Annotated in this window: 11 protein-coding genes; all 11 read left to right on the top strand. The window is 64.7% G+C overall.

The window, feature by feature from the left end:
* Positions 1-2: 2 nt before the first annotated feature.
* The 11 genes from KUF59_RS35705 (at position 3) to KUF59_RS35655 (ending at position 11772) form a co-directional block, all read left to right on the top strand.
* Positions 3-794, top strand: coding sequence for an SDR family oxidoreductase (locus KUF59_RS35705; protein ID WP_212461362.1), 792 nt, complete (start codon positions 3-5; stop codon positions 792-794).
* An 88-nt stretch (positions 795-882) separates the two neighbouring features.
* Positions 883-2556 (top strand): amidohydrolase, encoded by a 1674-nt coding sequence (locus KUF59_RS35700; RefSeq protein WP_212461361.1) that lies wholly within the window; start codon positions 883-885, stop codon positions 2554-2556.
* The gene (locus KUF59_RS35695) at positions 2553-3614 is read left to right on the top strand and encodes a CobW family GTP-binding protein (protein ID WP_212461360.1); all 1062 of its coding nucleotides are present in this window, start codon (positions 2553-2555) and stop codon (positions 3612-3614) included. The genes KUF59_RS35700 and KUF59_RS35695 overlap by 4 nt, the downstream gene beginning before the upstream one ends.
* A gap of 45 nt (positions 3615-3659) precedes the next feature.
* Positions 3660-4985: an ABC transporter substrate-binding protein gene (locus tag KUF59_RS35690; RefSeq protein ID WP_258767821.1), complete on the top strand. Its 1326-nt coding sequence runs from the start codon at positions 3660-3662 to the stop codon at positions 4983-4985.
* A gap of 33 nt (positions 4986-5018) precedes the next feature.
* Entirely contained in the window at positions 5019-5750 is a 732-nt protein-coding gene (locus KUF59_RS35685; protein WP_212461359.1) for an ABC transporter ATP-binding protein, read from the top strand.
* On the top strand, positions 5737-6435 hold the full coding sequence (locus KUF59_RS35680) for an ABC transporter ATP-binding protein (protein ID WP_212461358.1): 699 nt from the start codon (positions 5737-5739) through the stop codon (positions 6433-6435). The genes KUF59_RS35685 and KUF59_RS35680 overlap by 14 nt, the downstream gene beginning before the upstream one ends.
* A 10-nt stretch (positions 6436-6445) precedes the next feature.
* Complete coding sequence (locus KUF59_RS35675; RefSeq protein WP_212461357.1) at positions 6446-7312, top strand: branched-chain amino acid ABC transporter permease; 867 nt, start codon at positions 6446-6448, stop codon at positions 7310-7312.
* 3 nt (positions 7313-7315) lie between these two features.
* On the top strand, positions 7316-8326 hold the full coding sequence (locus tag KUF59_RS35670; protein ID WP_212461356.1) for a branched-chain amino acid ABC transporter permease: 1011 nt from the start codon (positions 7316-7318) through the stop codon (positions 8324-8326).
* Positions 8327-8331: 5 nt separating this feature from the next.
* Positions 8332-9801 carry an amidase gene (locus KUF59_RS35665; RefSeq protein WP_212461355.1) on the top strand — a complete coding sequence of 490 codons (1470 nt, stop codon included), beginning with the start codon at positions 8332-8334 and terminating at the stop codon, positions 9799-9801.
* Between the two features lie 18 nt (positions 9802-9819).
* Positions 9820-11442 (top strand): gamma-glutamyltransferase, encoded by a 1623-nt coding sequence (gene ggt, locus KUF59_RS35660; RefSeq protein ID WP_258767820.1) that lies wholly within the window; start codon positions 9820-9822, stop codon positions 11440-11442.
* A gap of 171 nt (positions 11443-11613) precedes the next feature.
* Positions 11614-11772 carry a hypothetical protein gene (locus KUF59_RS35655; RefSeq protein ID WP_212461353.1) on the top strand — a complete coding sequence of 53 codons (159 nt, stop codon included), beginning with the start codon at positions 11614-11616 and terminating at the stop codon, positions 11770-11772.
* Positions 11773-12076 lie beyond the last annotated feature (304 nt).

Raw genomic sequence — 12076 nt, 5'->3', positions numbered from 1 at the left:
TCATGGCGTCGCCGTTCGATTTGACGAAGCGAATGGCCCTGGTCACCGGCGGCGGGCGGGGCATTGGTGCCGCAATCGTGACCCGCCTCGCAGAAGCAGGCGCCCATGTTGTGATCGCCAACCGCTCCCAGGATGTGGCCGATGCGCTTGCTGTCGATCTGAGCCGCCGCGGTCTTGGCGTGAGTACGACGACATTCGACAGGCTTGACCGGTCCGGCCTCGGTGACCTTGTCGATCGGGTGATTAGCCGGTTCGACCGGCTCGATATCCTCGTCCACAACGCCGGCGGCTGTCCCTGGGCGGCCCTCGATGACCTCGATGAAGACAGGCTCGAACAGGCCTTGTCGATCAATCTCACTTCGGCAATCTGGCTCATTCAGTCGGCCGTTCCACATATGCGCGCCAGGCGATATGGCCGCATTCTGGTGACGTCTTCGATCTCGTCGCGCCTGGCGATGGGCGGCGGCGCGCACTATTCCGTGGCGAAAGCCGGCGTCAACGCCTTCATTCGGGGCGCCGCCTTCGAGCTTGCCCGCGACGGCATCACGGCCAACGTCGTCGAGCCGGGCTTTATTTCCAAGCCGGGGCGAGGCTCGCTGAGCACGGCGGATAACCTGTCGCGCATCGCCCGCCACATTCCGATGGGGCGGATCGGCACCGCTGACGACGTCGCCTACGCCATGCTCTATCTCGCCTCCGAGCAGGCAAGCTACGTGACGGGACAGACCATCGTGGTCGACGGCGGGACGACGCTTCCCGAAACCGGCTTTGCCGTCGAGCGGCAATGGGGCTGACGCGCCTTGCAGCGGCCTCATCAACCGAACGGCTGATTGTGACGAACGCGCACGCGGAACAAGCTCCTCTCACAATCGGGATCCGGGAATGAGCGACATCAAGACCAGCGCCGACACGCTGTTCCGAAACGGCAGGATCTACACCGTCAATCGCGATCAGCCCTGGGCGAGTTGCGCAGCGGTCAAGGCCGGGCGTTTTGTCGCCGTCGGCGAGGAAGGCGACGTCAAGTCGTTCGTCGGCAGCGACACCAAGGTGGTCGATCTCGGCGGCCGCACCGCCATGCCGGGCATCATCGACATCCACAATCACATCATGATGGGCGGCCAGGCGGACCTCTACGAACTGCGCTTCCCGTCGAACCACTCGATCAGCCAGATCGCCGGCGCCGTGAAGGAGGCCGCTGCAAAGGCTGCTCCCGGAAGCTGGATCGTCGGCGGCCAGTTCGGCAACGATCTCCTGCAAAAGCTCAACACCGACGCCGCCGCAGCCGAGCTCAACGCCGCGAGCCTCGGCCATCCCGTGTTGCTGCGCGACGACAGCTATCACAATCGCTGGGCCAGCACCGAGGCCTTGCGGATCGCAGGCATCACGACCGAAACGCCTGATCCCATCGACGGCGAGATTGGCCGGGACCTCCGCAGTGGCCGTCTGACCGGGCTGATGGTGGAAGCGGCCTCCGGCATCATCGAGCGCGCGCTCGCCAAGGCCGGCCACTACACGCCGGAGATGGACCGCGCCGCCGTCGCGCGTTCGATCGGGGTGCTCAATTCGTTCGGCGTCACGGGTTTCGTCGATGCCGCGAGCATGCAACCGATTCTCGCCGCGCTGAAAGGGCTCGATGATCGCGGCGAGCTCTCGGCCTGGGCCGTCTGCGCCATGCCGATCGTTGAGCCCGGCTTCATGTTTGGAACGGCGGGCGAGGAACTGTTCGCGCTACGTGGTCAGTATCGCTCCGCCCATGTGAAGCCCGATTACGCAAAAATGTTTCTGGACGGCGTGCCGGGCGCCAAGACAGCCGCGTTCCACGAGCCGTATGTCGCCGATCCCGTGCGCGGCTGCTGCTTCCGCGGCGCCACCATGCTGACGGTGCCGGAGCTGATCCGCTGGCTCGGCAAATGCGAGAAGCTGGGACTCGCGGCCAAGATCCACTGCGCGGGCGACGCCGCCGTCACGCAGGCGCTCGATGCGATCGAGGTGGTGCGCTCGTTCGACGGACCGACCACGCTCATCCATCACATCGCGCATGCGAGCTACATCACGCCCGACGACATCCCGCGATTTGCCGAACTCGGCGTCGCCGCTGACCTCTCGCCGATCATCTGGTTTCCGACCGTGTTCCTCGAGGCGCACAAGGCGGCGATGGGCGCGGAGCGGGCGCAGCGCTTCTGGCCAAACCGCGACCTCAAGATCGTCGGTGCGCTGATGGCCGGCGGCTCGGATTGGCCGGTCATTCCCAATCCCGACCCCTGGCACGGCATCGAGGGCATGGTGACGCGGCGCAATCCCGCCGGCGACTTTCCCGGCGCCTCACTCTGGCCGGAGCAGGCGCTCGAGCTCGAAACCGTCATCGAGATCTACACCATCAATGCCGCGCGCGCCGCGGGCCTCGGCACGATCACGGGATCGATCGAGGTCGGAAAGTCCGCCGACCTGATCGTGCTCGATCAGGCGCTGTTCGACATCCCCGTCGATCAGATCGCGGAGACCAATGTGGAGATGACCTTCTTCGAAGGTCGCAAGGTCTACGAGCGCCGCCGATGACCAGCGCTCCGCTCATTCCCGTAACCGTGCTGACCGGCTTCCTCGGCAGCGGCAAGACCACGGTCCTCAATCATCTGCTGCGGCAAGCCGGCATGGACGGCGTGGTCGCTGTTATCAACGAGTTCGGCGAGGTCGGGCTCGATCATCTTCTGGTCGAGACGAGCGAGGAGCGGTTTGCGCTGCTCGACAATGGCTGCGTCTGCTGCTCGGTCCGCGAGGATCTCGTCACGCTGCTCGCAGATCTGTCGACGCGGGAAGCCGGCGGAAAGCTGCCGCCGATCCGTCGCGTCCTGATCGAAACCACCGGCCTCGCCGACCCCGTGCCGGTATTGCATACGCTGATGACGGCACCAAACGTGGTTGCCCGCTATCGGATCGATGGCGTCGTGGTTACCGTCGACGCGGTCAACGCGCTTCGTTCGCTCGACAATCACGCCGAAGCGATCAAGCAGATCGCGGTCGCTGACCGCATTCTGTTGACCAAGGCGGACCTTGCCGAAGGGAATACTGTTGCGGCGGTGGAGCAGCGGATCCGTTCGATCAATCCGACCGTTTCCGTGATGCGCGTGAACCATGGATCCGTCGAACCGGGTGCAGTGCTCGAAGCGGGCCTGTTCGTGCCGCAAGCGCGGTCGGAGCAGGTCGCAAGCTGGTTCGCGAGGGCCGCGGCCGCGACAGCGACGCAGTCGCGTACCTCACATCATCACAATCATCACGCGCACGGTTCGGGAGTCTCCTCCTTCAGCCTGGTCGTGAACGAGCCGATCCGGTGGGCGGCGTTCTCGCGCTGGCTCGACTATGTTGCCGCGCTCAAAGGCGACGACCTGCTGCGCTTCAAGGCACTGGTCAACGTCGCCGACCGACCGCAGGGGCCGGTTGTCGTGCATGCCGTTCAGCACGTGTTGCACCCGCCAATCGCGCTGGACGCTTGGCCGTTGGACGACCGCAGTTCGCGCCTGATCTTCATCACCCGCGACATCTCCAGGGAGGCGATCGAGCACACGCTCGCGCGGTTCGGCAAGATCAGCCGCGAGGCCATTGTGCGATCGACGGCATGAGACGGAACGGTTCTAAATCAACGGATGATTTGCAGGAGGCATGTCGTGAGCGAGACCAACAAGTTCACAGCGACGAAGGTTGGCGGCGGAAAGATCAGCCGGCGTAGCCTGCTCAAGGCGGCCGGCACTGCGGGACTTGCCGCGGCCAGCAACGTGCCGCTGGTCAATATCGCCGGCGCGGCCTCGACGACGATCAAGATCGGCTGGGCCGGTTGCCTGTCCGGCGTGCGCGCGGCCTTCGCGGAGCCCGACCCCTGGATCCACGAGCGGATGAAGGCTTTGGTGAAGGATGGGCTGAAGATCGGCGGCAAGAATTACGCGGTCGAATTCGTCATCAAGGACGACCAGTCCGATCCGAATCGCGCCTCGGTGGTGGCGAGCGAGCTCGTGCTCCGCGAAAAATGCGATCTCATCCTGGTCGAGGATGGCGATGCCGAGATCCCGATCGGCGAGCTCGCCGACGCGCGCGGTGTGCCGACGATCTCGACCATGCTGCCTTGGCAGGGCTGGATGTTCCCGCGCAAGTCGACGCCCGATAAGGGCTTTCCCTATACGTTCCATTTCTTCTGGGGGGCCGATGACGTCGTGAAGAATTTCGTCGGCATGTGGCAGTCGGTCGAGACCAACAAGAAGGTCGGGACGCTCTATATCGACAACCCGGCCGGAACGGCGTTCTCCGATCAGAAGCTGGGCTTGCCGGCGGGTATCCGGCAGGCCGGCTTGCAGGAGATTTCGACCGGCAGTTTTCAGATCGCGACGGACGACTTCTCCAACCAGGTCTCGGCGTTCAAGAACGCCGGCGCGGACATCGTCTCCGGATTCACTTACGGCAATCACTGGGTAACGTTGTGGAACCAGGCCGCGCAGGCTGGTTTCAAACCCCAGATCTGCACGGTGGCGGCGGCCTTTCTGTTCCCGAGCGCGGTCAATGCGCTCGGTGATCGCGGCGACGGCATGTCGACGGAGGTCTGGTGGACGCCGGCCTATCCGTTCAAATCTTCGCTCACCGGCCAGAGCGCCGCCGAACTTGCGGCCGAATGGGAGAAGACGACCGGCAAGCAATGGACCCAGCCGATCGGCTATGCGCACGCGCTCTGGGAGGTCGGCTTCGCGGCGCTGCGCAACAGCGACCCCAAGGACAAGAATTCGCTGCGCGATGCCATCGCCGGTCTCGATCTCGAAACCGTCGTCGGCCCCGTCAAGTTCAAGGGCAGCCCGATCAAGAATGTCGCGGTGACTTCGCTGTCCGGCGGGCAATGGCGCAAGACCAAGGGCGGCAAGTCGTCTTACGAGCTCCTGATCGTGCACAACGGCACCGCGCCGTTCATTCCGAAGCAGGCCGATCTCGCACTGCTATCGAAGCTCGCCTGAGCGGGATACGGATCGACGCGGACACGTAAGCAGATGGTTGAAGTGCTGCGCGTTGCAGGTCTCTGCAAGAATTTCGGGGTCATCCGGGTCGCGGATGATCTCGATTTCGAGCTAGCGCTCGGCGAATGCCTGGGCGTAATCGGACCAAACGGTGCCGGCAAGAGTTCGGTGCTGAACCTGATCGTTGGGCTGATCAAGCCGGATGCCGGCTCGATTACGCTCGATGGCATTGACATCACCGAGTTGCTGCCGCATCGCCGCGTGCGCCTCGGCATCGGGCGGGCTTTCCAGATCCCGCAGCCGTTCCCGCATCTCTCCGTCTACGAGAACCTGCTGGTGGCAGCGACCTATGGCGGCGGCCTGCATGGCGCGGCGGCGGCCGACTGGGCCATGGACGTGCTTTGCCGCACCTCGCTTGCCGGCAAGGCGGACCGCATCGCCGGCGCCCTGCCGCTGATCGACCGCAAGCGGCTCGAATTCGCCAAGGCGCTCGCCTCGAAGCCGCGCCTGATCCTGCTCGACGAGATCGCAGCCGGACTGACCGAGCCGGAGGTCGAGCGGCTGATCGAGGTCATTGCAGGCGTGAAGGCCGATCACGCCATGATCTGGATCGAGCACATCCCCCATGCCTTGCGCGCGGTGGCCGATCGCATCCTCGTGCTGAATTTCGGTCGCAAGGTGCTCGACGGCCCTCCGGGAGAGGTGATGGAAAGCCGCACGGTCAAGGAAATCTACATGGGATTGACCGCCGATGACGTTGCTTGAAGTCGAGGGCCTCGACGTCTTTCACGGCGACCTCCAGGCGGTGTTCGGTCTTGCCTTCTGCGTGGCCGAGCGCGAGGCGGTTGCGCTGGTCGGCGCCAACGGCGCAGGCAAGACTACGTTCCTGCGGGCGCTGGTCGGACTGATCGACAGCAAGCAGGGCAGGATCCGGTTCGATGGTGGCGACATCCAGGACACGCCGGCGGAGACGATCGCGCGCCTTGGTCTCGGCATGGTGCCGGAGGGGCGTATGCTGTTTGACACCCTGACCGTCGAGGAGAACCTTCTGATGGGCCAGGTCAGCAAGCGATCGGGATCGTGGACGCTGCGTCGCGTGTTCGACCTGTTTCCGGCGCTGGAAGAGCGGCGCGGCCACCTGCCGCGGCAGCTTTCGGGTGGGCAGCAGCAAATGGTCTCGATCGGACGCGCGCTGATGTGCAACCCGCGCCTCCTTCTGTGCGACGAGATTTCGCTGGGGCTCGCACCCGTCATGGTCGAGCAGATCTACGGCGCATTCAACGACATCCGCAAGGAAGGAACGGCGCTGGTGCTGGTCGAGCAGGACGTCAAGCGCGCCGCAAGCGCGAGCGACCGCATCTATTGCCTGCTGAAGGGGCGCGTATCGCTGACGGCAAAGGCAGGCGACGTCAGCGTTGCCGAATTGACGCAAGCCTATTTTGGAATGTGAGCGAGGGGAAATGGCCTGGATCGAGACGCTGGTGAACGGAGCCTTGCTGGGCGGTCTCTACGGCCTGCTTGGCATCGGCCTTGCGCTCGTTTTCGGCGTGATGCGGCTCGTCAACATCGCCCATGGCGAGTTCATGGTACTTGCCGGCTATCTCGCGGTGATCCTGGTCAGCCTTTTTCCGCAAGTCCACCCGCTGTTCGTGCTGATTCCGGTCGTGATCGCGGCCTTCGTGGTCGGCTATCTCTATCAGGCGGTCATCATGAATCGAGTGGCGCGGGCGCCGGATCCGCTCGCACCGCTGCTGCTGACCTTCGGCGTCTCCATCGTCCTGCGCAACCTGATGGTCGAAGTCTTCGGCGCGGACGTCAGAGGGCTCCAGCTGGGCGAGCTCTCGCGCGCGAGCATCAAGCTGTTCGGACTCAGCATCGGCGTCATGCCCTTGCTGACGTTGATCGCGGCAGTGCTGTTGTTCCTGCTTCTGCAGTGGGCGCTCAAGCGCACGATCTTTGGACGTATCGTGCGTGCGACCGCCGACCGCCGCGACATTGTCCGGCTGTTCGGCGTCAAGCCGGAGCTCGTCTATAATTACGTCATGGGTCTGTCGCTGGCGCTCGGCGCGATCGGCGGTGTGCTGCTCGCAGTGCGCTCGAGCTTCACGCCATTCTCCGGCGTGGAGCGTTTGCTGATCGCCTTCGAGGTCGTGGTGCTCGGCGGCATCGGTTCGTTCTGGGGCGCGTTGCTCGGCGGGATCGTGCTCGGAATGGCACAACTGGTCGGCCTGAAATGGGACGCGAATGCGGGCTTGCTTTATGCGCACTTGCTGTTCTTCGTGATGCTCCTGATCCGTCCCGCGGGTCTTGTCGCGAGCAGGGGTTGATCGATGTCGAAGGGAATCACGATCTCCTGTGCCGTCGCTGCCGTGTTGCTCGCCGCAGGGCCGCTGCTGCTCGGCGAGGGCGCCCTGCGCTTTGCGACCGAGTGCCTCTTGATCCTGGCCATGGCGCAGATGTGGAATCTGCTCGCGGGCTATGCCGGCCTGGTATCCTTCGGCCATCAGGTCTTCGTCGGGATCGGTGCCTACGGGCTGTTCCTGATTTCCGACACCTTCGATCTGTCGCCCTATTGGGTTCTGCCGGTCGCTCCACTTGCCGGCGCGCTGGTTGCGTCCGTCATCGCGCTGCCGCTGTTCCGGCTACGCGAGGCCTATTTCTCGATTGCCATGTGGGTGTTCTCCGAGATCGTCGCGGCCCTGGTGATGAAGGCAACCTGGCTCGGCGGCACGTCCGGTCTGCCGCTGAAATCGAGCCGGTTGCTCGACCTCGACTGGTTCGAGCCGGTGCTGTTCTGGACTGCCGGCGCGCTGGCTCTCGGGACGATCGGCGGCCTGTTCCTTCTGATGCGGTCGAGCTTCGGTCTTGGCCTGATGAGCGTGCGCGACAACGATCTTGCCGCGATGAGCGTCGGCGTCGATGTCCAGCGCAACCGGTTCATCGTGTTCGTGCTGTCCGCGGCCGGCTGCGGACTTGCCGGCGCCGTGTCTTTCCTCGGAAACCTCTATGTCTCTCCGGCGGCGGCCTTCGACGTGAACTGGGTCGTCTACATGATGTTCATCGTGATGATCGGCGGCATCGGCACGCTCGAAGGCCCCGTCATCGGCACGGTGATATTCTTCGGCTTGCGCGAGGTCATCACGGACCAGCTTGGGATATCCGCCGGCTGGTACCTGGTGGCACTGGGTACCGTCGCCGTCATCGTGATGCTCTGGTCGCCGCGGGGGCTGTGGCCGCCGCTGCGCGACCACTTCGGCCTGCGGCTTCTCGGCGTCGGCCGGAAGGCGCCGGCTGCGTTCGGCCTCGCACCGCTGGCCGAAAAAGCCGGACAATTGGGATAATTGCCATGTCTGCAGACGAAACCTGTTTCTTCACCGCAACCGAGCAGAAGACGTTGCTTGCGTCGCGGCGCATCAGTGCGCTCGAACTGCTTGAGCTGCATCTCGATCGGGTGAAACGCGTCAATCCATCCTGCAATGCCGTGGTCGCGCTGGATGAAGAAGGGGCGCGCCGCCAGGCGCACATCGCCGACGAGAAGCTGGTGCGCAGTGAAACGACCGGGCCGCTGCACGGCCTGCCGATGACCATCAAGGATTCCTTCGCCGTCGCCGGCATGGCCGCGACCTGCGGGCTCGAGGAGTTGCGCGATTATCGGCCGCGTGAGGACGCCGTCACGGTCGCAAAAATCCGCGCGGGCGGTGCGGTCATCTTCGGCAAGACCAATCTGCCGGCGGGTGCCGCCGACCACCAATCCCGCAACACGCTGTTCGGCTTGACGCGCAATCCATGGGATGGTGAGCGCACCGTCGGCGGTTCCTCCGGAGGCTCGGCCGCTGCGCTCGCGGCGGGGCTGACGTCGCTCGAGCTCGGCAGCGATATCGGAGGCTCGATCCGCGTGCCGGCGCATTTCTGCGGCGTCTACGGCCACAAGCCAAGCTATGGTCTCGTCAGTACCGAGGGACACATTCCACCACCGCCCGGCCACATCGCACCCGCGGAGCTCGGTGTCGCCGGACCTCTGGCCCGCAGCGCGTTCGATCTTGAGCTGCTGCTCGACGTCGTGCTCGGCGCGTCCGACGTCGAGGCTGCCGGCGCGCAGTTGCGGCTGCCGGCACCGCGGCATGACGACCTCCGGTCCTTTCGCGTTGCGGTCTGGAACGATGCGCAGGCTTACCCGCTGGACGACGGCTACGCGGCCGCGATCGACGGACTGGTCGATGATCTCGTGCGCATCGGCGTAACGGTCGACAGGGCCGCGCGGCCAGCCATTGATCCCGCTGCAAGCTACGACGTCTATCTGCAAACCCTGTTCGGGATCATCGGCGCCGGGCTGCCGCCGCCCGCGCGCGAGGCCCTCCTCGCTGCGGGGGAGGTGGCCGAGAGCGGCAGCTATCCGCGTCGTGTTGCCGACGCGGTTCGGCAGACACTGCCGCAGTTCTTCGCGGGGACGGAGCAGCGGCACCAGCTCTATCGCGCGTGGCGTCGTTTCTTCGCCGATTACGACGTGCTGCTATGCCCGGTCACGCCGACGGTGGCGTTCCCGCACGACATCGAGCGCCTCGATCTCGCCGCGCAATTTACCCGTCGCCTCGCCGTGAACGGCCGCACGGTCCCATACATGGACAATCTGGCCTGGCCCGGTCTCGTCACGGTCGCCAATCTACCGGCCACCGCCGTTCCGACGGGCCGGATGGTCGGCAGTGTGCCGGCCGGCGTGCAAATTGTGGGACCTTATCTCGGGGACCGCACCACGCTGAGATTTGCCCAGCTGGTCGAGCAAGCATTGGGCGGCTTCACCCGGGCGCCGCGCATCTGATCTTTGAGGGGGCCTGCCATGGAGATCACCACCGGTCGCCCCGTGACCCTTGCGCCGCGCGGAATGGTGACGTCGCCGCATGCGCTGGCCTCGAGCGCGGGCATCGACATCTTGCGTGCAGGCGGCTCCGCCGCCGATGCCGCGCTTGCCACCAGCGCCGTCCTGGCGGTCATGTATCCGCACAGGACGGGGCTCGGCGGCGATGCGTTCTGGCTGATCCACGAGGGACGCAGCGGCGCCGTCAAATTCCTCAACGGTGGCGGGAAGGCGGCCGGCACGGCATCGCTGGCAGCGTTGCGCGAGAGGGGTATGAGCGAGATCCCACTGCGCGGAATCATTCCTGCGACGCTGACGGTGCCTGGCGCAGTCGCAAGCTGGACCGAAGCCCATCAGGCACATGGGCGACTGCCGCTTGCGAAGGTACTCGAGAACGCGATCTCTTGCGCGCGGGACGGATTTCCCGTCACGGCTCGGCTTGCGAGCTTCATCGATCTGATGCGGGGCGAGCTTGCACGACAGGCTGAGGCTGCCGCGCTGTTCCTGCCCGGTGGAGAGACCCCGGCGCCCGGAGCGAAGCTGGCAAATCCGGATCTCGCCCGCACGCTGCAAGCCATTGCGGATGCGGGTTGGGCCGGCTTCTACCGCGGGGCAGTTGCCGAAGAGCTGGCACGCTTCGCGCGCGAGGCGGGAGGCTTCTTTCGAGACGTTGATCTTGAGCAGCAGACGGCGAGCTGGGGCGCGCCACTTGTGGGCCGCTACCGCGATGTCGAGATCTACAACACCCCGCCGCCGACCCAGGGCTTTTCGGTGCTCGAGATGCTCAACCTGCTCGAACCCTATGAGCTGCACAAAAGGGATCTGCTCGGACCGGAGCGCGTGCATCTCATGGTGCAGGCGAAGCAGATCGCCTATCACGACCGCGACGGCGTGCTCGCCGATCCCGCCTTCGCCGAAGTGCCGGTCGAAAGGCTGATCTCCAAATCATACGCGGCCAAGCGCGCCGAATTGATCGACATCCGCTCGGCGCTGCGATGGGACCAGGTCCCGTCCTACGGGAGTCTCGCCGGTGACACCGTCTATGTTGCCGCGGTCGACGGGGAGGGCAATGCTGTCTCGCTGATCCAGAGTCTATATGGCGCGTTCGGATCCTGCCTCGTTGCCGGCCGCACCGGCGTGGTGCTCCAGAACCGCAGCGCCTACTTCTCACTCGATCCCGACCATCCCAATCGCCTCGAACCCGGCAAGATTCCCTTGCACACGTTGATCGCTTCCATCGCCAAGCGCGATGGCAGACTGTGGAGCGTGCTCGGCTGCATGGGGGCGGACGGACAACCGCAGATCCAGTTGCAGCTCTATTCGGCGATGATCGATTTTGGCCTCGATATCCAGGAGGCGATCGAAATGCCACGCTTCCTGTCCGGCCGGTTCGGGCTTGGCGAGGCGCGGGACACCCTGCACCTGGAAGGCCGCCTTCCCGACGAGACCCTGCGGGCGCTTGCGCAGAGGGGGCACATCATCAATCGCTGGGGCGCATGGAACGAGATGGCCGGCCACGCTCACGGCATTACGGTCGATCCACAAACCGGAATCCTGGGTGGAGGGTCTGACCCGCGCAGTGACGGGGCTGCAATCGGCTACTAGCTGGCTCTTCGTGCGAAAATGACCGCGTTGGTCCTCGATTCTGCCGGCACGTTCAGAAGTTGCAGCTGCAGATTGGGTTCGAAAGCTCCGACGGCGTCAGGTGGCGTTGTCGCAGATGAATAGGCAATGAACGATTTCGGGCCTCGCGTCTTATCGTGGCGGAGGCCGACGATGCCAAAGAAGCCACGGGACGTGCCTATTTCTCAGAGGCCGGATCCCGAGAAGGACGAGGCCGAGCGCCCCGAGCAGGGCGGCCGCGACCTGTCGGTCGGCGAGGGAGGGGCGATTACGGCGCCTCCGTCGCGAAAGAACTTGTCGCAAGACGACTAAAGCATGATCCGGAAAAGTGCACAGCGGTTTTCCGAAAAGATCATGCTCAAACAATGAGCTAAAGCACGATGACGATTCGACCTAACGCCATCGCGCTTTAGGCTGGAACTCGGCGCACCCGCGAACGCTGGTCAACACGATTACGAGCGCGTAAGAGGTCGTTGGACACTGCGGGCGGAATTGCGCTACCAGCGTCGACCAACTCCTCTTATGAAACATCGATGGATTCGACGTGGGGCATCCCAAAAAGGCCCGCGCCACGATTGGCGCGACGAAGAAAAAGAAGAGCCCACCGCGTTTCGCG

This window comes from Bradyrhizobium arachidis (genome assembly GCF_024758505.1).
Classification (GTDB): domain Bacteria; phylum Pseudomonadota; class Alphaproteobacteria; order Rhizobiales; family Xanthobacteraceae; genus Bradyrhizobium; species Bradyrhizobium manausense_C.
Note: the sequence above shows the minus strand (reverse complement) of the source record. Positions and strands in the feature narration are given on the sequence as shown.

What these genes read in the sequence shown, in the direction of transcription:
- KUF59_RS35705 (WP_212461362.1), top strand. Translation starts at nt 3, where the DNA reads ATGGCGTCGCCGTTCGATTTGACGAAGCGAATGGCCCTGGTCACCGGC.
- KUF59_RS35700 (WP_212461361.1), top strand. Translation starts at nt 883, where the DNA reads ATGAGCGACATCAAGACCAGCGCCGACACGCTGTTCCGAAACGGCAGG.
- KUF59_RS35695 (WP_212461360.1), top strand. Translation starts at nt 2,553, where the DNA reads ATGACCAGCGCTCCGCTCATTCCCGTAACCGTGCTGACCGGCTTCCTC.
- KUF59_RS35685 (WP_212461359.1), top strand. Translation starts at nt 5,019, where the DNA reads ATGGTTGAAGTGCTGCGCGTTGCAGGTCTCTGCAAGAATTTCGGGGTC.
- KUF59_RS35680 (WP_212461358.1), top strand. Translation starts at nt 5,737, where the DNA reads ATGACGTTGCTTGAAGTCGAGGGCCTCGACGTCTTTCACGGCGACCTC.
- KUF59_RS35675 (WP_212461357.1), top strand. Translation starts at nt 6,446, where the DNA reads ATGGCCTGGATCGAGACGCTGGTGAACGGAGCCTTGCTGGGCGGTCTC.
- KUF59_RS35670 (WP_212461356.1), top strand. Translation starts at nt 7,316, where the DNA reads ATGTCGAAGGGAATCACGATCTCCTGTGCCGTCGCTGCCGTGTTGCTC.
- KUF59_RS35665 (WP_212461355.1), top strand. Translation starts at nt 8,332, where the DNA reads ATGTCTGCAGACGAAACCTGTTTCTTCACCGCAACCGAGCAGAAGACG.
- ggt (WP_258767820.1), top strand. Translation starts at nt 9,820, where the DNA reads ATGGAGATCACCACCGGTCGCCCCGTGACCCTTGCGCCGCGCGGAATG.
- KUF59_RS35655 (WP_212461353.1), top strand. Translation starts at nt 11,614, where the DNA reads ATGCCAAAGAAGCCACGGGACGTGCCTATTTCTCAGAGGCCGGATCCC.